The organism is Streptomyces sp. NPDC097107 (assembly GCF_044762405.1).
In the GTDB taxonomy this organism is placed as follows: Bacteria; Actinomycetota; Actinomycetes; order Streptomycetales; family Streptomycetaceae; genus Streptomyces; species Streptomyces thinghirensis.
In genome coordinates this window covers 137554-160276 of sequence record NZ_JBIWEF010000013.1, presented here as the reverse complement: position 1 = coordinate 160276, position 22723 = coordinate 137554, and the positions used below count along the sequence as shown (strand labels likewise).

At 72.2% G+C, this 22723-nt stretch carries 20 protein-coding genes and 2 tRNA genes; 4 read left to right on the top strand and 18 right to left on the bottom strand.

Going from position 1 to position 22723, the window contains the following annotated elements; genetic code table 11:
* Window positions 1-36 precede the first annotated feature (36 nt).
* From ACIQ1J_RS28575 to leuS, 3 genes are all read right to left on the bottom strand, one after another.
* Window positions 37-882 carry a DegV family protein gene (locus ACIQ1J_RS28575; protein ID WP_403561253.1) on the bottom strand — a complete coding sequence of 282 codons (846 nt, stop codon included), beginning with the start codon at window positions 880-882 and terminating at the stop codon, window positions 37-39.
* A 73-nt stretch (window positions 883-955) separates the two neighbouring features.
* Window positions 956-1699 (bottom strand): hypothetical protein, encoded by a 744-nt coding sequence (locus ACIQ1J_RS28570; RefSeq protein WP_403561251.1) that lies wholly within the window; start codon window positions 1697-1699, stop codon window positions 956-958.
* Between the two features lie 189 nt (window positions 1700-1888).
* Complete coding sequence (leuS, locus tag ACIQ1J_RS28565) at window positions 1889-4789, bottom strand: leucine--tRNA ligase (protein ID WP_403561249.1); 2901 nt, start codon at window positions 4787-4789, stop codon at window positions 1889-1891.
* Between the two features lie 532 nt (window positions 4790-5321).
* Between leuS and ACIQ1J_RS28560 the strand changes: the two genes are divergently transcribed.
* Together ACIQ1J_RS28560 and ACIQ1J_RS28555 are read left to right on the top strand one after the other, a co-directional pair.
* Window positions 5322-6575, top strand: coding sequence for a cytochrome b/b6 domain-containing protein (locus ACIQ1J_RS28560; protein ID WP_403561247.1), 1254 nt, complete (start codon window positions 5322-5324; stop codon window positions 6573-6575).
* Window positions 6576-8189: an NADH-ubiquinone oxidoreductase-F iron-sulfur binding region domain-containing protein gene (locus tag ACIQ1J_RS28555; protein WP_403561245.1), complete on the top strand. Its 1614-nt coding sequence runs from the start codon at window positions 6576-6578 to the stop codon at window positions 8187-8189.
* Window positions 8190-8253: 64 nt separating this feature from the next.
* Here ACIQ1J_RS28555 and ACIQ1J_RS28550 read toward each other — a convergent pair.
* The 10 genes from ACIQ1J_RS28550 to ACIQ1J_RS28505 all read right to left on the bottom strand — a co-directional run bounded on the left by ACIQ1J_RS28550 (window position 8254) and on the right by ACIQ1J_RS28505 (window position 13612).
* Window positions 8254-8326 (bottom strand) — tRNA-Ala (locus ACIQ1J_RS28550).
* Between the two features lie 132 nt (window positions 8327-8458).
* Window positions 8459-8692 (bottom strand): hypothetical protein, encoded by a 234-nt coding sequence (locus tag ACIQ1J_RS28545; protein ID WP_003976229.1) that lies wholly within the window; start codon window positions 8690-8692, stop codon window positions 8459-8461.
* A gap of 3 nt (window positions 8693-8695) precedes the next feature.
* Entirely contained in the window at window positions 8696-8869 is a 174-nt protein-coding gene (locus tag ACIQ1J_RS28540; protein ID WP_107095222.1) for a hypothetical protein, read from the bottom strand.
* 201 nt (window positions 8870-9070) lie between these two features.
* Window positions 9071-9143 (bottom strand) — tRNA-Ala (locus ACIQ1J_RS28535).
* Between the two features lie 119 nt (window positions 9144-9262).
* On the bottom strand, window positions 9263-9934 hold the full coding sequence (locus tag ACIQ1J_RS28530; protein ID WP_403561242.1) for a histidine phosphatase family protein: 672 nt from the start codon (window positions 9932-9934) through the stop codon (window positions 9263-9265).
* Window positions 9931-10377, bottom strand: coding sequence for a ribosome silencing factor (gene rsfS / locus ACIQ1J_RS28525; protein WP_210962542.1), 447 nt, complete (start codon window positions 10375-10377; stop codon window positions 9931-9933). Before rsfS ends, ACIQ1J_RS28530 begins: the two co-directional genes overlap by 4 nt.
* A 157-nt stretch (window positions 10378-10534) precedes the next feature.
* Complete coding sequence (locus ACIQ1J_RS28520; protein WP_403561239.1) at window positions 10535-12355, bottom strand: LCP family protein; 1821 nt, start codon at window positions 12353-12355, stop codon at window positions 10535-10537.
* A gap of 16 nt (window positions 12356-12371) precedes the next feature.
* Complete coding sequence (nadD, locus tag ACIQ1J_RS28515) at window positions 12372-13082, bottom strand: nicotinate-nucleotide adenylyltransferase (RefSeq protein ID WP_403561237.1); 711 nt, start codon at window positions 13080-13082, stop codon at window positions 12372-12374.
* A 58-nt stretch (window positions 13083-13140) separates the two neighbouring features.
* Entirely contained in the window at window positions 13141-13308 is a 168-nt protein-coding gene (locus ACIQ1J_RS28510) for a hypothetical protein (RefSeq protein WP_210962545.1), read from the bottom strand.
* A gap of 142 nt (window positions 13309-13450) precedes the next feature.
* Window positions 13451-13612, bottom strand: a complete 162-nt coding sequence (locus tag ACIQ1J_RS28505) for a hypothetical protein (RefSeq protein ID WP_167355229.1) — start codon at window positions 13610-13612, stop codon at window positions 13451-13453.
* A 142-nt stretch (window positions 13613-13754) separates the two neighbouring features.
* Here ACIQ1J_RS28505 and ACIQ1J_RS28500 point away from each other — a divergent pair, with 142 nt between their 5' ends.
* On the top strand, window positions 13755-14936 hold the full coding sequence (locus ACIQ1J_RS28500; RefSeq protein WP_403561400.1) for a M48 family metallopeptidase: 1182 nt from the start codon (window positions 13755-13757) through the stop codon (window positions 14934-14936).
* 28 nt (window positions 14937-14964) lie between these two features.
* Here ACIQ1J_RS28500 and ACIQ1J_RS28495 read toward each other — a convergent pair whose 3' ends face one another.
* The 5 genes from ACIQ1J_RS28495 to proB all read right to left on the bottom strand — a co-directional run bounded on the left by ACIQ1J_RS28495 (window position 14965) and on the right by proB (window position 20037).
* Window positions 14965-16035 (bottom strand): hypothetical protein, encoded by a 1071-nt coding sequence (locus ACIQ1J_RS28495; protein ID WP_403561234.1) that lies wholly within the window; start codon window positions 16033-16035, stop codon window positions 14965-14967.
* Between the two features lie 85 nt (window positions 16036-16120).
* On the bottom strand, window positions 16121-16690 hold the full coding sequence (locus ACIQ1J_RS28490) for a hypothetical protein (protein WP_210962547.1): 570 nt from the start codon (window positions 16688-16690) through the stop codon (window positions 16121-16123).
* A 209-nt stretch (window positions 16691-16899) separates the two neighbouring features.
* Window positions 16900-18186, bottom strand: coding sequence for a glutamate-5-semialdehyde dehydrogenase (locus tag ACIQ1J_RS28485; RefSeq protein WP_403561232.1), 1287 nt, complete (start codon window positions 18184-18186; stop codon window positions 16900-16902).
* Between the two features lie 104 nt (window positions 18187-18290).
* Complete coding sequence (locus ACIQ1J_RS28480) at window positions 18291-18767, bottom strand: hypothetical protein (protein WP_307852189.1); 477 nt, start codon at window positions 18765-18767, stop codon at window positions 18291-18293.
* A gap of 145 nt (window positions 18768-18912) precedes the next feature.
* Window positions 18913-20037, bottom strand: coding sequence for a glutamate 5-kinase (gene proB, locus ACIQ1J_RS28475; RefSeq protein WP_403561230.1), 1125 nt, complete (start codon window positions 20035-20037; stop codon window positions 18913-18915).
* A 351-nt stretch (window positions 20038-20388) separates the two neighbouring features.
* On the opposite strand from proB, the gene ACIQ1J_RS28470 reads away from it, so the two are divergent.
* The gene (locus ACIQ1J_RS28470; RefSeq protein WP_403561228.1) at window positions 20389-22431 is read left to right on the top strand and encodes a hypothetical protein; all 2043 of its coding nucleotides are present in this window, start codon (window positions 20389-20391) and stop codon (window positions 22429-22431) included.
* Window positions 22432-22723: the final 292 nt, after the last annotated feature.

The following is a 22723-nucleotide window of genomic DNA, read 5'->3' as shown; positions in this document are numbered from 1 at the left end:
AAACCCTGACCCGCGACCGTGACGCGCGACAGCCCCTCACCGCGACGAGACCACGACCCCCAGCAGCCCTGGCCCCGTGTGCGCCCCGATCACCGCGCCGACCTCGCTCACATGCAGGTCGGCCAGCCCGGGCACCCGGTCCCGCAGGCGGTCCGCCAGGGCCGACGCCCGGTCGGGGGCGGCGAGATGGTGGACGGCGATGTCGACGGGTGCGCTGCCCGCCCGGTCGGCGACGATCTCCTCCAGCCGGGCGATGGCCTTGGACGCCGTCCGGACCTTCTCCAGGGGCTCGATACGGCCGCCGCCCAGCTGCAGCAGGGGCTTCACCGCGAGAGCGGAACCGAACAGCGCCTGGGCCGCCCCGATCCGGCCGCCTCGACGCAGATAGTCGAGGGTGTCGACGTAGAAGTAGGCAGATGTCCCCGCGGCCCGCTTCTCCGCGGCCGTGACCGCTTCGTCCACCGTGCCCCCCGCGTCCGCCGCCTCCGCTGCGGAGAGCGCGCAGAATCCGAGGGCCATCGCGATCATCCCGGTGTCCACTACACGCACGGGAACCGCCGCCTCCCGCGCGGCGACGACGGCCGCGTCGTGCGTGCCGGAGAGTTCGGCGGAGAGGTGGAGGGAGACGATGCCGTCCGCGCCGGACTCGGCGATCCTGCGGTAGGTCTCGGCGAAGAGTTCGGGGCTGGGGCGGGAGGTGGTGACCGGCCGCCGTTTCTGCAGGGCCTGGGCCAGCGAGCGGGTCGAGATCTCGGTGCCCTCCTCCAGCGCCCGGTCGCCCAGGACGACGGTCAGGGGTACCGCGGTGATGCCGTGCCGCTCCATCGTCCGGGCCGGGAGGTAGGCCGTTGAATCCGTGACGATCGCGACATGGCGGGACATGAGCTGGAGGTTACCTGCCGTAGCGCCCATACGGCAGCCCGGCCCCGACGACCGGGCGTTCACAGGTCCGTGGTCAGGTCGTGTTCTCCGGACGGGCCTTCTTCTGCCAGGGGTACACGGGGCTCGGGCCGGGCGGTGCGATGGCGGGCCGCGCCGGTTCCTCCGCCGGTTCCTGGCCCGGGTGCTGCGGGGTCTGAGGCCAACTCTGCCGGGTGGCCGGGGCATCGGTGCCCGGCGCCTCGGGCCAGGGCGGCGGCGCGGCGGCGGGCTCCGTCTCCGTCCAGTGCCGCAGGGCACCGGCCTCGACGTCGATCTGTGCGCTCAGGGAGTCCAGGTCGTCGTCGGCGAAACGGTGAGCCCGGTCGCGGGCCGCCCAGCGCAGGGACTCCGCCGAATGGATGATGCGCTCGGTGCGCTCGCGCAGCGTGGGAAGGCGCTCGGCGAGCGTGGCGCGGTCCGGTTCGGCCTCCAGCCGCCTGAGCTCGCCGTCCAGTTCGAACCCGTGCGCGCTGAGCCGCTCGAAGAGGGCGAGGGACTCCTTGAGGGACTCGTCCTCGGCCACGCCCGCGTGCAGCGCGTCCTGCGTGGCCCGCATCGACGTGCGCAGCGCCAGCCGCAGCTGCGCGAGCTCGCCCGCCGGACCCATCTGGACGAGGGACTTGGCCCGCAGGGTGTGGTCCTCGACGGTGCGGCGGGCCTGGGTGATGCCGCGGTCCACGCTGCGTTTGGCCGCGCCGACGGCTTTCACCGTGGCGTAGGCGCCCAGCACGAGGGCGAGCACGAAAAGCAGACCGAAGACTGCGATCACTGCTTCCACGAAGCTCCTCCTCCGAGCGTCCGGCCCGCGGACCGGCGGGCCGCGGCACGGCACCCGCCGCGCCGCTCTTCCACGGTAAACGCAACGGGCAGGCCCAGGGTTCCAGCAGAACCCCGAACCTGCCCGTACCGGATCCGGAACCTCCCCGTAGGGGACTACCCCGAGCCCAGCGGTACCGCGGCGCCGGCCTTACGCCGGGACGATGTTCACCAGCTTCGGCGCACGCACGATCACCTTGCGGATCCCGGCCCCGCCCAGCGCGGCCACGACCTTCTCGTCGGCCAGCGCCGCCTTCTCCAGATCCTCCTCGGAGATGGACGGGGCGACCTCCAGCCGTGCCTTGACCTTGCCCTTGATCTGCACGACGCAGGTCACGGCCTCGTCGGCGACGTAGGCGGGATCGGCCACCGGGAAGTCGTGGTGGACGACCGAGTCCGTGTGCCCCAGCTTGCGCCAGAGCTCCTCGGCGACGTGCGGGGCCAGCGGCGCGACCAGCAGCACCAGGCGCTCGGCGACCGTGCGCGGGACCACGCCGCCCACCTTCGTCAGGTGGTTGTTCAGCTCGGTGACCTTGGCGATGGCGGTGTTGAACCGCATGCCCTCCAGGTCCTGCCGCACGCCGTCGATGGCCTTGTGCAGGGCGCGCAGGGTGTCCGCGTCGATGTCCGCGTCCGCGACGTCCGCGACCGTCACCTCGCCGGTGTTCTCGTCGACGACGTTGCGCCACAGCCGCTGCAGCAGGCGGAACTGGCCCACCACCGCGCGCGTGTCCCACGGCCGGGAGACGTCCAGCGGGCCCATCGCCATCTCGTACAGGCGCAGGGTGTCGGCGCCGTACTCGGCGCAGATCTCGTCGGGAGTGACCGCGTTCTTCAGGGACTTGCCCATCTTGCCCAGCAGCCGGGAGACCTTCTCGCCCTGGTAGTAGTACGCGCCGTCGCGCTCCTCCACCTCGGCGGCCGGCACCGCGATGCCGCGGCTGTCCCGGTAGACGTAGGCCTGGATCATGCCCTGGTTGAACAGCTTGTGGAACGGCTCGGCCGAGGAGACGTGCCCCAGGTCGAACAGGACCTTGGACCAGAAGCGCGCGTACAGCAGGTGCAGCACGGCGTGCTCCGCGCCGCCGACGTACAGGTCGACGCCGCCGTGCGGCAGGCCCTCGCGCGGGCCCATCCAGTACTGCTCGATCTCGGGGTCGACCAGCTGCTCGCTGTTGTGCGGGTCCAGGTAGCGCAGCTCGTACCAGCAGGAGCCGGCCCAGTTGGGCATGGTGTTGGTCTCGCGGCGGAACCGGCGCGGGCCGCGGCCGTCACCCAGGTCCAGGGTGACGTTCACCCAGTCCTCGTTGCGCGACAGCGGGGTCTCGGGCCGGGTGTCGGCGTCGTCCGGGTCGAAGGTGCGCGGGGAGTAGTCCTCGACCTCGGGCAGCTCCAGGGGCAGCATCGACTCGGGCAGGGAGTGGGCGATGCCGTCCTCGTCGTAGACGATCGGGAAGGGCTCGCCCCAGTAGCGCTGGCGGCTGAACAGCCAGTCGCGCAGGCGGAAGTTGACGGTGCCCTCGCCGGCGCCGGTCCGCTCCAGCCATTCGGTGATGCGCTCCTTGGCCTCGACGACGCCCAGGCCGTCCAGGCTGATCTCGCCGTTCGACGAGTTCATGATCTTCGCGTCGTAGGAGACGAAGGCGTCCTCCCACGACGCCGGGTCGGTGCCCCGGCCGTCGGCCGGCTCGACGACGCAGCGGATCGGCAGCTCGAAGGCGCGCGCGAACTCGAAGTCGCGGGTGTCGTGCGCCGGAACGGCCATGATCGCGCCCGTGCCGTAGCCCATCAGCACGTAGTCGGCGATGAAGACCGGAACCTGCTCGCCGTCGACCGGGTTGGTCGCGTAGGCGCCGATGAAGACGCCGGTCTTGTCCTTGGCCTCGGCCTGCCGCTCGACGTCGGACTTGGACGCGGCCTGCGCGCGGTACGCCGCCACCGCCTCGGTCGGGGTCGCGTGACCGCCGGTCCACACGTCGTGCGTGCCCTCGGGCCAGGCGGCCGGGGTGAACTTCTCGACCAGCGGGTGCTCGGGCGCCAGCACCATGTAGGTCGCGCCGAACAGGGTGTCCTGGCGGGTGGTGAAGACGGTGATGCGCTCGCCGTCGACGGGGAAGTCGACGCGGGCGCCCTCGGAGCGGCCGATCCAGTTGCGCTGCTGCAGCTTGATGGCCTCGGGCCAGTCCAGCTCGTCCAGGTCGTCCAGCAGCCGGTCGGCGTAGGCGGTGATGCGCATGTTCCACTGGCGCAGCTTGGACTTGAAGACGGGGAAGTTGCCGCGCTCGGAGCGGCCGTCGGCGGTGACCTCCTCGTTGGCCAGCACGGTGCCCAGGCCGGGGCACCAGTTGACGGGCGCGTCGGAGGCGTAGGCCAGGCGGAAGCCGCCCAGCACGTCGGCGCGCTCGGCGTCGCTCAGGGCGTTCCACGCGCGCCCGGGGTGGCCGGGGACGGCACGCTCACCGGACTCGAACCGGGCGACCAGCTCGGCGATCGGGCGGGCCTTGCGTGCCTTCTCGTCGTACCAGGAGTTGAAGATCTGCAGGAAGATCCACTGGGTCCACTTGTAGTACTCGGGGTCGATCGTGGCGAACGACCGCCGCTTGTCGTGGCCCAGGCCCAGCCGGCGCAGCTGGCTCTGCATGTTCTTCATGTTGGCCTCGGTGGACACGCGCGGGTGCGTGCCGGTCTGCACGGCGTACTGCTCCGCGGGCAGGCCGAAGGCGTCGAAGCCCAGGGTGTGCAGGACGTTGTGGCCGGTCATCCGCTGGAAGCGGGCGAAGACGTCGGTGGCGATGTAGCCCAGGGGGTGGCCGACGTGCAGGCCGGCACCGGAGGGGTACGGGAACATGTCCATGATGAACTTCTTGGGCCTGACGGCCAGCTCCGGGTCGCCCGCCAGGTCACCCTTGGGGTTCGGCGCGGCGTACGTCCCCTCGGCGTCCCAGAAGTCCTGCCAGCGTGCCTCGATCTCGGCGGCCATGGCAGCCGTGTAGCGGTGCGGCGCGGCGTCCGCCGGCACAGGGGCGGTCGCCGCGGGGTTCGTCTCGCTCATGATCCTCAAAGCTCCATCGATCGTCTCTGCCGGCGGCTGCGACATTCAAGACCAGCGGCTGCGAATGCCGGGAAATGAAAAATCCCCTCGCACAGGAGGGGACGCCGCGCTGATTCCGGCCACCGGACTACGACCGGGGTCGGGACTGATCAGCGCGGCTCGCTAAGCAGAAGGCGTACGGCACGCATGGCGTCAGGGTACCGCAGTCGCCGAGCGGGCCGCGACGGGCTTCCGGCCACCCGCACGGCCTCCCGCACCGCGCCTCACGGCCGGCAAACCTGAACCAAGGTCAAAGGTTACTTCGCGTAACGACCACTAAGGGACATCAGTACGAACGCATTGTCGTTTGATAACAACGCAATAACTCAAACCTCGTACTCACGGGTATGGCGCCACTTAGAGTGCGGCACCGGGACCGCTACCCCGAACCGCTCCGGAGTTGCCCCATGAACCCCTCGAACCCTCCCTCGATCCACCCCCGCAGCAACAGCTCGCCCTCTTCCCTCGCGTCCGCGACGTGGGGAGGTCTGCCGTGGTGACGAACGACAGCACGGCGGACGACACCTTCGCGGAGTTCCTCAACTTCGGTGCCGGCGTCCTCTCCCTCGTCCTCCTCAGCTGCTCGGTGATCTGGGGACTCGTCGCCCAGGACCGGATCGTCCTCGACACCCGCCAGCGGATCCTGGCCCAGGCGGTTCACCGGATCACCGCGGTCGCCGCGGTCGTGTTCCTGCTGGTGCACATCGGGGTCAAGCTGGCCCTGGACCACACCACCTGGGTTGCCGCGGTGGTCCCGTTCGGACTCCTGGCCACGGACGACGAGTCGTTCGGCGGCCGGAGCGTCCTGATCGGCTTCGGCACCCTGGCCAGCATGCTCATGATCTTCGTTGGCGTCACCGGCGCCCTGCGCAACCGCTTCGCGTCCGCGTCCCCCGTGGCCGCCCGCTGGCGGGCCATGCACATGCTGGCCTACCCGGCGTGGTGCCTGGCCCTGCTGCACGGGCTCTACGCGGGTCGCGCGGCGAAGCCGGTGTTCCTGTTCCTGTACGGCCTGTCCGTGCTCGGCGTCATGGCCGCCCTGGCGCTGCGCGCGGCGCCCCGCCCGGTCAAACGCAGGGTCGCCGACAAGATCGCCGGGTTCCTCGGGACCGGGGAACGGATGGCCCGCGAGGAACTGGAGGAGAGGCGGGCCCGGACCACGGCGACGTCCGCGCTGCCGGGCTACGAGAGCGCCGGGGCGTCGCAACCCCGCGCGACTCCCCCGTCCGCGCCCCTGTACGAGCCCGCGGAGCGCCTCACGCCGCCGGAGCCCGCAGGCGGCTTCGCGGCGGCCTACCGCGCCGTGTCCGGCTCCTCCGGCACGCGCCGGCGGCCTCTGGCGGCCGAGGCGACCACGTCCGCCCAGCTGCCGACGGACATGCGTCCCACCGAGGCGATGCCCCTCGTGGACGGTGGCGGCAGCACCTCGGGCAGCTGGCCCGTCCCGTCGCCGCCCCCGGTCGGTGAGGCACCCCGGTCGGCCTACGACCCGCTCAACGACACCGGACACACCATCCCGGTCTACGGCAATACGGACGCGTCGGGCTACGGCTCGAGTGACGTGTACGACACCAATGAGACGAACACCGTCTACGACACGTACTACCCGAACGACACGTACAACAGCGGTCCCGCCACTGAACAAACCCCCGGTGCGCCCCCCGGTGCGTCGCCCTACGACGCGTCCTACGACTTCGACGCACCGGGTTCGGGCGAACCTTGGAACACGCCTTCCGGAGGCTTTTAAGTGAACGAGGCCCTGCCCGACGTCCCCGAAGTCCGCGTGGTCGGTCTTCCCCAGCTCACGTCGGGCTTCGACCTTGTCGAGCGCCTGGATCTGCCGATGCACCTCAAGGTGCACGGTCCGCTCGAACCGCTGGGCGGTGAGCAGCTCGCGCAGCTCTCCGAACGCATCGGCCTGAAGGGCCGCGGCGGCGCGGGCTTCCCCTTCCACAAGAAGCTGCGCTCGGTCGCCGAAGCGGCGATCAAGCGCGGCGTACGGCCCGTCGTGGTCGTCAACGGCAGCGAGGACGAGCCGGCCTGCCGCAAGGACACGGTGCTCATCAACCGCGCCCCGCACCTGATCCTGGACGGCGCGCTGCTGTGCGCCGAGGCCATGGGTGCCCGCACGCTCGTCATCGGCGTCACCCGCGAGTCCACCCAGCGCTCCATGGAGGCCGCCCTCGCCGAACGCGGACTGAGCAACGGGCGCCGATCCGCCCTCCGCGCGCGCGTGCAGCGCAATCCGGTCCGCATGGTCACCGGCGCGGCGGCCTCGCTGGTCCGCTCCATCGACGGCGGCCCGGCGATCCCGCCCGGCCGCAAGATCAGCGCTTCGAAGAGCGGCGTCGGCGGCGCGCCGACCCTGCTGTCCAACGCCGAGACCTTCGCCCAGCTGGCGATCGCCGCCCGCATCGGCCCGGAGCGCTACGGCAACACCGGCCTGTACGACGAGCCGGGCACCGTCATGCTCACCGTCTCCGGCGCGGTGGCCCGACCGATGGTCATCGAGGTGCCGACGGGCGTGCCGCTGCGCTACGTCCTCCAGCTCGCCGGCGCGCCACCGGTGCCGCAGGGCGTGCTGACCGGCGGCTACCACGGCAAGTGGATCGACGCGGCGACCGTCGACGAGGCGATCGTCTCCCGCAACTCCCTGCAGCAGGTGGGCGGCTCGCTGGGTGCGGGCGCGATCCTGCCGATCAGTCAGGACACCTGCCCACTGGGCGAGTCGCTGCGGGTGGCGCAGTGGCTGGCGGAGGAGAGCGCGGGCCAGTGCGGCCCTTGCTATCTGGGCCTGCCGGCCGCCGCGCGCGGTCTGGAGGACATCCTGAACGGCGGGGGGCCGGCCGCCCTGGAGGCGGTCAAGCAGGTCGCGCGGAACGTGAAGCGGCGCGGCGCCTGCTCGCACCCGGACGGCTCGGCGATGTTCCTCGAGTCGACCCTCACGGCGTTCACGGACGACCTCGCCGCCCATGTCCTCGGCAACGGCTGCGGGCGGCCCGTGGAAGGTGTACTGCCGCTCCTGGAGGGCGGCGGGACCCCTACGGGCATCCCGGGCGGCGGCGGAGACGAGAACGGGACCAGCCGTCAGAAGATCTACGTCGACTGGACGCTGTGCCGGGGCCACGGCCTGTGCGCGGACATCCTCCCGGAGGTCTTCCAGCTCGGCGCCGACGGCTTCCCGACCGTCGCGCAGGCCGACGTACCGCGCTTCGCGGAGGCCAAGGCGGTCCGCGCGGTGCGCCGCTGTCCCGCGCTCGCCCTGCGCATCGAGGAGGACACCCGCGGGCAGGCGCCGTCCTCGCGCACCAACCTGCCGGTCCTGTCCCAGGGCCGCGGCCGCCGCGCGCTCGGCCGCTGAGCGCGCGACCACCGAGCACGAGGAAACCCCCGGATCGATGATCCGGGGGTTTCCCTTGTTCCTGTGGAGCTAAGGAGAATTGAACTCCTGACCTCCTGCATGCCATGCAGGCGCTCTACCAACTGAGCTATAGCCCCTTGCTGTCTGCCGCCCGGTCTCCCCGGCGGCGACGCCAACATTACACGGTCGACCGGGCACAACACCAAATCGTTTCCAGTTTGCCCGCCTTACCCCTTGCGCAAGCTGTCAGGCCATGACGAGCAGGCCCGCTACGCCGTGACGAACGAGTAGAACCGCTTGAGCGTGCAGTGCTCCTCGAGGAGCCGGCCGTAGATCGGCTCGCCCTCGAGTTCGCGGTACGTCTCGATCGGGTCGCCCTTTATGATCAGCGCCCGCGCGCACTCCTCGCACCAGTACTGGTAGTCCGGATTGACCGGCTCCATGTCCCGCACGATCGGGGTGCCGCTGCCGCACCAGTCGCACTTTCGCCTGTGTGCACCCATCGATCAGCTCCAGCTGTGGCCGCAGGCCGTGCACACGTACGAGATTCCGCCGTTGTCGCCGAGGACTTGGGCCACGTGCCCGGAACCGCAGGAAGGGCAGCTGAGGCGGGTGACCGTGTTCCGTGTCACCGCTCCGCCGAGGAGGTGACCGACCTCCTCGAGGATGCTCGCAGGCATCGCCACTCCCTCCCGTCGGGTCGCGGTCCCCTTCCGGCCGTTTGATTCTGCCACGACCGGGCCAATACGGTCAGCGACGCCTCAGTACCAGTCCGGACACGGAGCCTCACAGGGCTATACGCCTGTGGGACTCCCGTTGCTCAAGCGGGCGCAAACGAAAAATCCCGCCCCCCGAGGGGGACGGGATTCGTCCGTGGGCTGTGGAGCTAAGGAGAATTGAACTCCTGACCTCCTGCATGCCATGCAGGCGCTCTACCAACTGAGCTATAGCCCCTGGTGCCACGCGGCTGGGCCGCATGGTCTTTCGCTCCGCTCGGCGGGGCGAACAAGAAGAACTTTAGCCTGCGACCTGCCGGAAAGTGAAATCCGGGTACCGGGCCCGTCGGCCGCGCCTCAGTCGTCGTCGCCGAGCACCGGTTCCGGCAGCGTGCCGGCGTTGTGCTCGAGCAGACGCCAGCCGCGGGCGCCCTCGCCCAGGACGGACCAGCAGCAGTTGGTGAGGCCGCCGAGGCTCTCCCAGGTGTGCGGTTCCAGCCCGAGCAGCCGGCCGATGGTGGTGCGGATCGTGCCGCCGTGGCTGGCCACTACGAGGGTGCCGTCCCCGGCGAGCTTCTCGGCGTGCCGGAGCACCACGGGGGCGGCGCGGTCGGCCACCTCGGTCTCCAGCTCGCCACCGCCGCGGCGGACCGGCTCGCCGCGCTTCCACGCCGCGTACTCCTCGCCGTGCCGGGCGATGATCTCGTCGTGGGTCAGCCCCTGCCAGACGCCCGCATAGGTCTCCCGCAGCCCCTCCTCCAGGGTCACGTCCAGGCCGGTGAGCGCGGCCAGCTCGGCGGCCGTGTTCGCGGCGCGCGCGAGGTCGGAGGCGACGATGGCGTCGGGCTTCAGGTGCACCAGCAGCTGGGCGGCACGGCGGGCCTGGGCGACGCCGGTCCCGGTCAGCTCGACGTCCGTGGTGCCCTGGAAGCGGCGCTCCACGTTCCACGAGGTCTGGCCGTGCCGCCAGAGGATGATCCGCCGACCGCGGCCGGGCTGTCCGGCCGTCACCTCGCCGGTGGCGCTCATCGCCAGTCCCCGTCGGTCTCCGTCGCCTCCTCGGCGGCCCGGAGCCTGGCGTGCTCCTCCGCCTTGCCGCGGGTCTCCTTGGCTTCGGCGGGCAGCTCCAGCTCGGGGCAGTCCTTCCACAGACGCTCCAGGGCGTAGAAGACGCGCTCCTCGCTGTGCTGGACGTGGACGACGATGTCGACGTAGTCGAGCAGGACCCAGCGGGCCTCGCGGTCGCCCTCGCGGCGTACCGGCTTGGCGCCGAGTTCCTTGCTGAGCCGCTCCTCGATCTCGTCGACGATCGACTTGACCTGGCGGTCGTTGGGCGCGGAGGCCAGCAGGAAGGCGTCCGTGATCGACAGCACGTCGCTGACGTCGTAGGCGATGATGTCGTGCGCGAGCTTGTCGGCCGCCGCCTGCGCGGCGGTGTTGATGAGTTCGATGGAGCGGTCGGTCGCGGTCACTGCCTGGCTTTCGGGTCGGTGGTCGGTTGACCTCAAGGGTCTCACGACCGCCGACGGCGGCCCACGTGATAATCACCCGCCCGCCGGAGAGCGGTCTCCAGGGGGCCGCTCTCCGGCGGGCGGGTCTTCAGGAGGCCGATCTCCAGGAGGCCGATCTCTAGGAGGCCGGTTCGTAGTCCTGGCCGAGCACCACCGAGACCCTCGCGTTCGCGGAGACCTCGCCCTGGGTGACGGAGCCGGCGGGCAGGCCCAGGGTCTTGGCGACCTGGACGGCGTTCTCCTTGTCGGCGGCCTCGGCGTAGACGACCCTCGACGCCGCCTCGGTGCCGGACCCGGTGCCGCCCTCCAGGAAGGTGAACCCGCCGTTGAGGAGGACGACGCGGGCCTTGCCGGTGCGGTCCTCGACGCCGGTGGCGTTGCGGACGGAGACACTGACGGCCGCGTCCTTGTCGGGGCTCTTGGCGGTGCCGCCGAGGACCTCCTTGACGATGCCGTCACCGGCCTCGGCGCTGAGCCTGCCGTCGTCCTGGACGGGCAGCAGCGCGGTCTCGAAGTCGCCGCCCTTGGCGAGGTCGGAGAGCCCGGCGAGGAAGGAGCCGAGGTCCTTCTCGGTCAGCGGCGGGTCGAGGATCAGCCCGAGGGTCTGCACGGTGGTCGTCGCGGCCGCGGGGTCCGAGGACAGCTTGCGCAGCACTCCCTGCATGACCTGCCCGAAACGCTGCAGCTGGGCGCCCGCCTCCTCGCCGGAGCCGCGATGGGTGGCGTAGGCGACGGCCATCTTGCCACTGAGGGTCTGGCCCTCGCCCTTGCGCACGAGGGGGTTGGCGCCCTTGTCCTTGGCCGCCGGGTCCGGGACGTCGGTGTCGGTGTCGACCTCGATGTTGCCGACCAGGTCGACGAGGATCTGGAGATAGGGCGTGTCCAGGCGCCAGGTGCCCTCGATGTCGGTGCCGAGGGCCGAGTCGAGGGCGGTCCTGGTGGCGTCGGGGCCGTCGTCGTCGACGGACTTGGCGAGCGTGGTGGTGCTGCCGTCGTCGCCGGTCAGCGAGAGGGAGTTGGGCACCAGGACGGCGGTGCCCCGCTTGGTGGTGGTGTTGTCGACGAGCAGCGCGGTGGAGGTGCCGCCGCCGGTGGTGTCGTGCAGGTGGACGGCGATCACGTCGCGCTTCTGGGCGCCCGCCGCCGTCGTACCGCCCGTCTTGTCGTCCGAGGAGGACAGCCCGGGGAGTTTTCCGGCGGACCAGAGGTAGCCGACGCCGCCGGCCACGATCAGCGCCAGGACGACGACCAGGGCGACGACACGCGCGCGTGCGCGCCGTCGGGCCTCCTCCCGGCGCTCGGTGCGGTTCTCCGTGAACTTCATCCAGTCGATGACGTCCTCGGAGTCGTCGGCCGGCTCCTCGACGAAGGCGAACTGCTCGGTGCGGTACTCCCGGTCGGGATCCGGCGTCTCTTCGGGGGCTTCCGGTTCCCCGGGCGGGCCCGCCTGCTGCGGGATGTAGGCGGTCTGCTCGGCGACCCGGGGCTGCCGGCCGCTGGTGGCCGCCTGACCGTACGGGTCGTACGAGGGCTGCTGCTGCGTACCGGAGGCGTAGCCGTCGTAGGCGTCGTAGCCAGGGGCGGGCGGCTGCCGACCGGTGTCGTAGCCGGTCTGGGAGCCGTAGCCGTCATACGTCTCGTACGGCTGTGGGGCGGGCTGCTGTCCGCCAGTGGTGTACGGGTCGTAGCCGTAGCCCTGCTGCCCGTACTGCTGACCCTGCTGCCCGTACTGCTGCCCCTGCTGGTCGTGCTGTCCCTGCTGGTCGTGCTGCCCCTGCTGCGCGTACGGGTCGTACGGGTCGTACGGCTGCTGCCCGCCGGGCCGGGCCGGGGCCTGGCCCTGGGCCGGGCGGTACACCGGCCGGCCGTACTCGTCGTAGCCCACGAGTTCGTACTGGTCGCCGCCGTCGCCGTAGCCCGTGTCGTATCCGTCGTTCACCGGTGCCCCTCTCGGCTCACTCGCCGCGGTACAGCTGGCGCTTGTCGATATAGCGCACGACCCCGTCCGGCACCAGATACCAGACGGGATCGCCCTTGGCGACTCTCGCACGGCAGTCCGTGGAGGAGATGGCGAGGGCGGGGACCTCGACGAGTGAGACGCCGCCCTTGGGGAGTCCGGCGTCCGTCAGCGTGTGGCCGGGCCGGGTGACGCCGATGAAGTGCGCCAGGGAGAACAGTTCCTCGCTGTCGCGCCAGGTGAGGATCTGGGCGAGGGCGTCGGCGCCGGTGATGAAGAACAGGTCGGCGTCCGGGTTGAGCTCGCGCAGGTCGCGGAGGGTGTCCACGGTGTAGGTGGGACCGCCGCGGTCGATGTCGATGCGGCTCACCGAGAACTGCGGGTTCTCGACGGTCGCCACGACCGTCATCAGATAGCGGTCCTCGGCCGCGGAGACCGTGCGGTGGCTCTTCTGCCACGGCTGCCCGGTGGGCACGAACACCACTTCGTCGAGGTGGAACTGCGCGGCGACCTCACTGGCCGCCACGAGGTGCCCGTGGTGGACCGGGTCGAAGGTGCCGCCCATGACGCCGAGGCGGCGCTTGCCCGACGGCGACGGGCCGTTGCCCCGGCCGGTGGCGCGGGCGGGCACCGCGCGGTTCTGCGTGCCACGCGCCGGCGCGTGCGCCGTTTCGTGCGCCGGACCGGTAGGCATGTCCTGCTCTCCCATGCGTGCAGACCCTACCGGCCCGGCCCGAGGGCTCCTGCCGGGCCCACTGCCCCCGCGCTCAGCGGTCGCGGTTGAACCGGGTGGTGATCCACAGCAGGAGCATCAGGATGACGAACGCGCCGATGCCGGTGACGTAGGGGCTGAGGCTCTGGTGGTTGCCGCTGTGCTCCTCGCCGCCCTCGGAGGCGAGGGTGACAAACTGGGCAGCGGTGCTGTGGAAGCTCATCTTCGGCAGGACCTATCCGGTGTGGGCGGGATAAAGACGTCCGCTCATCGTATGCGGGCGCCTTCCTGGCGATCACGCCGACTCCGCCGTTGGTGACCGGCCGATGACCGGTCGGAGGGGTCCGGGGAACCTTCGGATCTCCTCAGTCGTCCTTCCGCTTGTACCCCCGCAGCAGGAACCACGCGGTCAGCACACAGCCCACCACCATCACGATCAGCACGACCCGGAGCAGATTCCCCGCCCCTTGCTGCTCCGCCGCCGTCGCCGCGGTGGCGAGCCAGTCGGTGTGGGGGGTGTGCGCCATGACGTGGACTCCTTCGTTGCACTGCCCGTCCACGGTATCTCCGCCTAGGCTGGGCTCGGCTTCGGGGGCACAAAGGGCCGCACAAGGGTTCGTAAAGGGCCGGGCACACGCACAGGCCACACACACGCACATGGGGGAAGACATGTCCGACGGCCACCAGCACAACGGGCACGAGAACGTGCCGAGCAGGCAGCGCAGGCGCTTCCCCGGGATCTCCTCGCGTGCGTACGAGCATCCGGCCGACCGTTCCGCCCTGGTGGCGCTGCGCAAGCTGAGCGGCTTCGACACGGTCTTCAAGGCGCTGAGCGGCCTGTTGCCCGAGCGGAGTCTGAGGCTGCTGTTCCTGTCCGACTCGGTGCGGGTCTCGGACCGGCAGTTCGCCCATCTGAACGTGATGCTGCGCGACGCCTGCTACATCCTGGACCTGGAGAAGGTCCCCCCGATGTACGTCAACCAGGACCCGACCCCGAACGCGATGTGCATCGGCCTGGACGAGCCGATCATCGTCGTCACCACGGGCCTCGTCGAGCTGCTGGACGAGGAGGAGATGCGGGCGGTCGTCGGGCACGAGGTCGGGCACGCGCTGTCCGGGCACTCGGTCTACCGGACCGTCCTGCTCTTCCTCACGTCCCTCGCGGTCCGGGTCGCCTGGATCCCGCTGGGCAACCTGGCGATCATGGCGATCGTGACCGCGCTGCGCGAGTGGTTCCGCAAGTCGGAGCTGTCCGCCGACCGGGCGGGTCTGCTGGTCGGCCAGGACCTCCAGGCCTCCATGCGGGGCCTGATGAAGATCGCGGGCGGCAACCACCTGCACGAGATGAACGTGGACGCGTTCCTGGAGCAGGCCGACGAGTACGAGGCCGGGGGCGACCTGCGCGACTCCGTGCTGAAGATCCTGAACGTGCTGCCCCGCTCCCACCCCTTCACGACGGTGCGGGCCGCCGAGCTGAAGAAGTGGGCGGCGTCCCGGGACTACCAGCGGATCATGGACGGCCACTACCCGCGGCGCGGCGAGGACAAGGACACCTCGGTCCGGGACACCTTCCGCGAGTCGGCGTCCAGCTACGCCACGCATGTGCGCGGCTCCAAGGACCCCCTGATGAAGCTGGTCAACGACATCGCGGGCGGCGCCGGTGACCTCGGCGACCGGATGCGGCGGGGCTTCGGCGGCTTCACGGCCTCCCAGCCGAGGCCGCCCAAGGACGGGGACGGGGCCGGGGGGCCCGGTGGCGGGACCGGCGGGCCGGGTGGCGGGACCGGCGGGCCGGAGGGTTCCGGCGGCCCGGGCGCTCCGGACGACCGCCCGCCGCGCGACGGGGCCTGAGCGGACGTACGAGCGGCGTCCCCGGCCCTCACACCCTCGGCTGGGCGCCGGCCGCGAGGGTGCCGCACAGGGCCGTGGCGTTGTCCGTGGTGTACGGGTCGGTGCCGGCGGGGGCGCCGCTCCCGGCCGTCTTGCCCGCGAGCAGCGGGCGGAGCCGGCTCGCCGAGTCCTCGGCACAGGAGAGCGGCCCGGCCTGGACGTAGGCGGCGACGAGCTGTGTCTGGTGCAGCCGCAGGTCGTCCCGGTCGAAGCGGAAGTGCAGTTCCCGCCGGACGGTGAACAGCGACACCTCGGCCCCCTCGTCGCCGGCGGACCGCAGCGGGTACACCATGGTGTGGTCGGCGGTGACCTCCAGCGTGGACGCGTCGCTCTCCACGGCCCGCAGGCTGCCGTTCACCCTGATCTCGGCGTCGGCCAGCTCGGCACGGGCCGGGTCGAAGCGCACCAACCATCCGGTGGGCGCGTGCCGGCCGTCCGCGACGGGTTTCTCGAAGCTCTTGTCGAACTGCTCGAGCTGGTCCGGGTCAAGCAACACCCGCACCGAGCGGACCTCTCCGCCGCCGAGCACGTCCGGGTCGAGCGCCGAGCGGACGATGTAGTTCTTGGCGGTGGTCAGCGCGTTGAGCACCTGGTCGTCCGAGAAGTGCGCGGTGCGCCGGGCCCCGGGCAGCGGGACGCCCTCGGCCGCGGACCGGAAGTGTGCCGCCGGACTGTGTTCGTACAGGTGCGCGGCGTCGTCGGCGCCGGGCACCCTGCCCTCGGGGGCGAGCGGGACGACGGTCATCCGCACCGGCTCAGCGGACCGCTGTGCGTCGGGGCTCTGGTACGGGTGCCGTACGCCCATGTAGATGGCGGTGCCGAAGGCGACGGCGATCAGCACGACCAGGACCAGCGCCTGCCGGGACAGTCCGGCCCGGCGCAACGGTGTGCGGCGGCGTACGGCGGGCGCGTGGTCGGTCAGGCGCTCCTGGGCGGAGAACTCCTGAAGGCGGGCAGCGCGGACGAACGACTCGTCGAAGACGACGGATCGGTACTCTTCCTCGCCGCCTCCGGGGGCGCCCTCGGGCGTTCCTCCGGGCGGCTCGCCAAGCCCTGCCATAACTTCAGAGTAGGTCTGCGGAAGGTCGCGTAAACGCGCCGGTGCAGGTCAAGTTGGGCCAGGTTTCCGGCAGCAGGACGGCAGGTCAGGGGCTGTGCGGAATGACCGGGACGGCCGGCTGGGAGTAGTCGGCGGAGGCCGAGGGGGTCGCGGTGCCGCCCTGCTCCGGGCCGGTCGAGGCGGGTGGCGGCACCGGACGCGTGCCGCCGCCCGAGGACGCGCCCCGGTAGACGGCCACGAAGGCCAGCGCGACCATGCCGACGCCCATCAGCAGGGCGAGCGCCCAGGCGACGGGCCGGTGCCAGCGGACCTGCTTGCCGTACGCCGCGGGAGCGCCGTACGGGCGGTCGAGGGGGTCGCGGTCGTCGTCCGGGTCGTCGAGGTCGGGATCATGGCCGGAATCGCCGTACCCGTCGTCGAAGCGCTCGGCTCTTCCGCGGCCGCGGCGGGCTGCTTCCGCCTCGGTGGCCTCGGCTCTGGCCTGGGCGGCGGCCAGGAGGCGTTCGACGGCGGTCGGCTCGTGCACCACGGCCGCCTGTACGAAGGCCTCGTCGAAGACCACGGAGGCGAACTCTTCGTCCGACACCCCGTGGTCGTGATCGTCGTCGGGCTCCCAGCCGTCAGGGAACGGCCTACCCCCCACGTCCTCCGGCACGGGTCCAGAGTAGACCTGGTGGGTCGTTTTGGGCAGACGGCGGGGAAATTCATCCGGTGGGTGAGATGCCCCGATCGGTTCAGGGGCGCGGCCGAGGGCGCGTGCCGTTCACATAGGCCCCCGGCGTGCACCGCGGCGCGCGGACCGCCCGTCGGCGAGCGACCCGCAACATCAGCGCCGTACACGCCCGTCAGCGCCGTACACGCCCGTCAGCGCCGTACGTGCCCGTCACCGGTGACGATGTACTTGGTGCTGGTCAGCTCCGGCAGCCCCATCGGGCCGCGGGCGTGCAGCTTCTGCGTGGAGATGCCGATCTCGGCGCCGAAACCGAACTGGCCGCCGTCGGTGAAACGGGTGGACGTGTTCACCGCCACCGTCGTGGAGTCGACCAGCTGGGTGAAGCGACGGGCGGCCTGCTGCGAGGTCGTCACGATGGCCTCGGTGTGGCCGGAGGTCCACAGCCGGATGTGCTCGACGGCCTTGTCGAGCGAGTCGACGACCGCCGCGGCGATGTCGTACGAGAGGTATTCCGTCTCCCAGTCCTCCGGCGTGGCCTCGACCGCCGTCACCTTGGAGCCCTCGGCGTACGCCATCACCCGCTCGTCGGCGTGCACGGTGACCCCGGCCTCCGCGAGGGCGTCCAGCGCGCGGGGCAGGAAGTCGGCGGCGATGTCCTGGTGGACCAGGAGGGTCTCGGCGGCGTTGCAGACGCTCACGCGCTGTGCCTTGGAGTTGATCAGGATGTCGACGGCCATGTCGAGGTCGGCCTGCGCGTCGACGTAGACGTGGCAGTTGCCGGTGCCGGTCTCGATGACGGGGACCGTGGACTCCTGGACGACCGTGTTGATCAGCGAGGCGCCGCCGCGCGGGATGAGCACGTCGACCAGGCCGCGGGCGCGCATCAGCTCGCGCACGCTCTCACGGCTCTCGCCGGGCACCAGCTGCACGGCGTCGGCGGGCAGCCCGGCCCCGCCCACGGCGTCGCGGACGACCCGGACGAGGGCGGTGTTGGACTGGTAGGCCGAGGAGGAGCCGCGCAGCAGGACGGCGTTGCCTGCCTTCAGGCACAGGGCCGCGGCGTCGACGGTGACGTTGGGCCGGCCCTCGTAGATGATGCCGACCACGCCGAGCGGCACGCGGACCTGGCGCAGGTCGATGCCGTTGGGGAGGGTGGAGCCGCGCACCACCTCGCCGACCGGGTCGGGCAGCGCGACGACGTCACGCACGTCGGAGGCGATGGCGCGGACCCGCTCCGGGGTCAGGGTGAGCCGGTCGATGATGGCCTCGCTGGTCCCGGCGGCGCGGGCCTTGGCCACGTCCTGGGCGTTGGCCTCGACGATCTCGCTCGTACGAACCTCCAGCGCGTCCGCGACGGCGAGCAGCGCGTCGTCCTTCGCGGCCCGCGGCAGCGGCGCGAGGTCGGCCGCGGCGGACTTGGCCCGGTAGGCGGCCCGGGTGACCGGGGACATCGAGTCGTACGGCGAGAGCGTGGTCATGGGGAAAGCGTAGTAGGCGGCGCGGGGCCCTCCGCCGGTCGTCCCAAACCCCGAGACACGGCCCGGACGGCGACAAAGGGGGTGAGCCGCTGGCCAAAGGGTGACTAGAAGGGGTGGACTCCGACCGGGGTCGCCGGTGCCGGTCCGTACCCCGCGGCGATGCGCTGGTGGTAGGTCGCCCGGTCGATGACCTCCAGGCCGACGATCTCCCAGGGCGGCAGCCCCGCGGTCTGCCGGTGCTCGCCCCACAGGCGCAGGGCGACGGCGGCGGCGTCGTGCAGGTCGCGGGCCTCCTCCCAGTACCGGATCTCCGCGTGGTCGTCGGCGTAGCGGCTGGTCAGCAGGAAGGGATGGTCGTGGGCGAGTTGCTCCAGGGCTCGCCGGACCTCGGTGATCGGGGCCCGGGCCCCGGAGACGCTGAGGGTGACGTGCCACAGGCGGGGGGTGTGCTCGGGCTCCTCGCCCCGGAACCGGTCGCCGGCCGCGACGCTGGTCAGGGCGCGCTCCTCGCCGGCCGGGCGGGACGCGTTGCGGGAGCCGCTGCCGGGGCGGCCGCGGGACGCCGCCGTTCCAGGGCGCACTCCGCTCACAACGGCCTCCTTCACGCACACGGCTCGGCCCGGTGGTCGGCCGGGCTTGTCCCTGAAGGAAAGTTGAGCAGGCCGCACAAGATCGCGGGGCGGTTTTGCGGAACGTCCACCGCCGATTCGGGGACGTTTCGGCCCATTACGGGTGCAGGATCACCAGATCGTCCCTGTGTACGACCTCGCGTTCGTAGGCCGGTCCGAGTTCACGCGCGAGTTCCCGGGTGGAGCGGCCGAGCAGCCGGGGCAGTTCCCTGGCGTCGAAGCTGACGAGCCCCCGGGCCACCGCGCGTCCCGCGCCGTCCCGCAACTCGACCGGGTCGCCCGCGGCGAACTCGCCCTCGACGCCGGCGATCCCGGCCGGCAGCAGCGACTTGCGGCCCTCGACGACCGCGCGCACCGCCCCGTCGTCGAGGACGAGCGCCCCCTGCGGGGTGGAGGCGTGCTGGAGCCACAGCAGCCGGTCGGCGGAGCGCTTGCCGGTGGTGTGGAAGTAGGTGCCGGTGTCCTTGCCGGCCAGGGCGTCGGCCGCGTGGACCGCGCTGGTCAGCACCACGGAGATACCGGCGGCGGCGGCGATCCGGGCCGCCTCGACCTTGGTGACCATGCCGCCGGTGCCGACGCCGGCCTTGCCCGCGCTGCCCATGTCGACGCCCGCGAGGTCGGCCGTCTCCCGCACCTCCGCCAGCCGCGAGGTGCCCGGCCTGCTCGGGTCGCCGTCGTACACGCCGTCCACGTCGGACAGCAGCACCAGCAGGTCGGCGCGGACCAGGTGGGCGACGAGGGCGGCGAGCCGGTCGTTGTCGCCGAAGCGGATCTCGTCGGTGGCGACGGTGTCGTTCTCGTTGACGATGGGGAACGCGCCCATCGCCAGCAGCTTGTCGAGGGTGCGGGAGGCGTTGCGGTGGTGGACGCGGCGGCTCATGTCGTCGCTGGTCAGCAGCACCTGGCCGACGCGGACGCCGTAGCGGGCGAAGGACGCGGTGTAGCGGGCGACCAGCAGGCCCTGGCCGACGCTGGCGGCGGCCTGCTGACGGGCCAGGTCCCTGGGACGGCGGCGCAGGCCCAGCGGGGCGAGCCCGGCGGCGATGGCGCCGGAGGAGACGAGTACGACCTCCTTGTCCGCGCCCCGCACCTTGGCCAGAACGTCGACGAGCGCGTCGACCCGGTCGGCGTCCAGGCCGCCCGCCGCGGTGGTCAGCGAGGAGGAACCGACCTTCACGACGATCCTGCGGGCCTCGCCCACGGCCTGCCTTGCCCCAGCCACTGTTGCCGCCCGCCCTCTCCCGTCGACGCGCGCCGATCCGGGCGCTCGCCAGGCAATCTACGCGAACGGGGGCGCGTCCCGCGCCGCGGTCCAGGCTGCGGACAGGGGCCTGGACAGGGGCTGCGGCGCCCAACTGGCCGAGGGGGCCGTCAACACGCGCGTGTCGTCCGGAGGTCGGCCGCCGTTAACCCGGATGTCCGATGCGCGACGAGCAAGCCTGGAGCGACCGCAGTGCCCCTTTCCCTGCCCCGCCGCAGTCTTCCCCGCCGCCCTGTCCCCCGGGGCCCCGCCCGGTTCACCCTCCCCAGCCTTCGTCTCCTCCGACTCGCGCTCCCCCGCCGGCGGACCGCCGTGAAGCTGCTCCTCCTCGGTGTGCTGGCGGCCGCCTTCGCCGCACAGGCCGTGGGGGCGCTGCTGCCGCACGTGCCGCTGCTGCTGGCGGCGACCGCCGGTTCGCTGGCCGCCGAGGCGGTGCTGTACCGCTGGCAGCGGGGCATGGTGTCGCTGTTCGCCAAGTCGCACGCCGACGTCACGGTGCGGCACGTGCTGCGGGACCTGCTGCTGGTGGTGGGCCTGCTGCGGCTCGGCGAGCAGCACCGGGAGACGGTGTACGCCCCCCTCGTCGCCGGGCTGCTCGCCTTCTACGGGCTGCACTGGGCGATCCAGGCGGTGTCCGTCCTGGTCCGGCGCACCCGGACGCTGCCCGTGGTGACCCGGAACATCGACCCCTCGGCACTGCGGCTGACCCCGGCGCCTCCGCTGCTGCTGCGCCGCCCCGGGCACCGCCTCGCGGCGTTCGGGCTGCCGGCGACGGCCGGACTGCTGGCGACGGCGGCCACCGACGCACCGGTGTACGGCGCGGCGGGCCTCGCACTGTCCCTGTCGGTGGCGCTGACGGGTCTCGGCGCGCTGCTCCTGCGGCTGCTGCCGGGGCGCCGGCCGGCGGGCGAGCAGGAGGTGCTCGACTGGTTCGAGGCGTGGCTGGCGGAGTACCGGCCCACCGTCGGCCTGTACTTCTCGGGTGGGGCGTCCTCGGCCTACCAGGCCAACATGTGGCTGGAGCCCCTCGCGCGACTGGAGGGGCGGCCGGTGATCGTGCTGCGGGAGCGGTTCATGGTGCAGCGGATCGCGGCGACCGACATCCCGGTCGTGTGCCTGCCGAAGGTGTCCACGCTGATGCGCCTGGAGCACTCCACACTCCGGGTCCTCCTGCACCCCTCCAACTCCGGAAAGACCTCGCAGGTCCTGCGCATCCCCACGATCAAGCACGCCTTCGTCAACCACGGGGAGAGCGACAAGCTGTCCTCGTGCAACCCGTACGCGAAGGCCTACGACGAGGTGTGGGTGGCCGGTCCGGCGGCGCGCGAGCGGTACGCCCTGGCGGAGGTCGGCGTCGAGGACAAGGACGTGGTGGAGATCGGCCGCCCGCAGCTGGACGCCGTACGGCCGTACGCGGGGCCGCCCGCCCCGGGGGCGTTCACGACCGTCCTGTACGCGCCGACGTGGGAGGGCTGGGACGGCAACCCCGGCAACACGTCGGTGGTCGAGGCCGGCGAGAACCTCGTACGGGCGCTGCTCGCGGACCCGGGCGTGCGGCTGCTGTACAAGCCGCATCCGCTGACGGGGTCGGTGGATGGACGGGCCGCGGCCGCCGATCTGCGTATCCGGGAACTGGTGCGGGCGGCGAACCGGGAGCGGAGCGGGCCCCGGCAGGAGGCGTCGGCGGCCGGTGAGCTGGCCCGGCGGACGGCGGAGCTGGACCGGCTCACCGCTGCCGGTTTCCGGCCGGCCGCCGACCAGGCGGAGCGGATGCTGCGCCGGTCCGCGCCGGAGCCTGGGCGGGCCGGGGCCGTGACGCGGGCGACGGCCGCCTGGGAGGAGGCGTACTGGGCTTCGCTGCCCGAGTGGGAGCACCAGGTCGTCACGGACGCCCGGCCGCCGTTGTACGCCTGCTTCAACCGGGCCGACCTGCTGATCAGTGACGTGTCGAGCGTGATCAGCGACTTCCTGGCGAGCGGCAAGCCGTACGCGGTGGCCAACACCAGCGGGCTGGCCGAGGACGGGTTCCGCAAGTCGTTCCCGACGGTGGCGGCGGCGACCGTGCTGACGCCGGACGCGGCCGGGGTGCCGGAGCTGCTGGCCGCGGTCCGGCACCCGGAACGCGACGAACTGGCCGAGGCACGCGCCGCGTTGGCCCTGCGCCTGCTGGGCCCGGCCGAGCCGCCGCCCCAGGAGCGCTTCGCCGGGGCGGTGGAGGCGCTGTGCGCGGCGGCCGGGGAACACCGGGCGCGGATGGCGGAGCGGCTCAGCACGGAACTCGCGCTCCCCGGCCCACGACAGCAGCCGGCACCGCTGCCCGCCGGCAGCCACGGCGGGCAGCGCGCCGGGGCCTGATCCGCCGGGGGCGGGGCCCCTGCGCTGCTCCCGGGCAGCCGCGGCGGGCCCATGCCGGAGCCTGGCCCGCGGGGGCCTGATCCGGGCCTGGCCCGCGGGGGCCTGATCCGGGCATGACCGCGAGGACCTGACCTCGAAAGCCCGGCCCGAGCATGACCGCGAGGACCTGACCTCGAAGGCCCGACCCGCGAGAGTCCGACCCGCCGGGACCCGACCCGCCGGGGCGGTCCCCGTTCACCACCCGGCGGTACCCGCGCCGTCACCCACGCCGGTCACCCGCGCCGGTCACCCG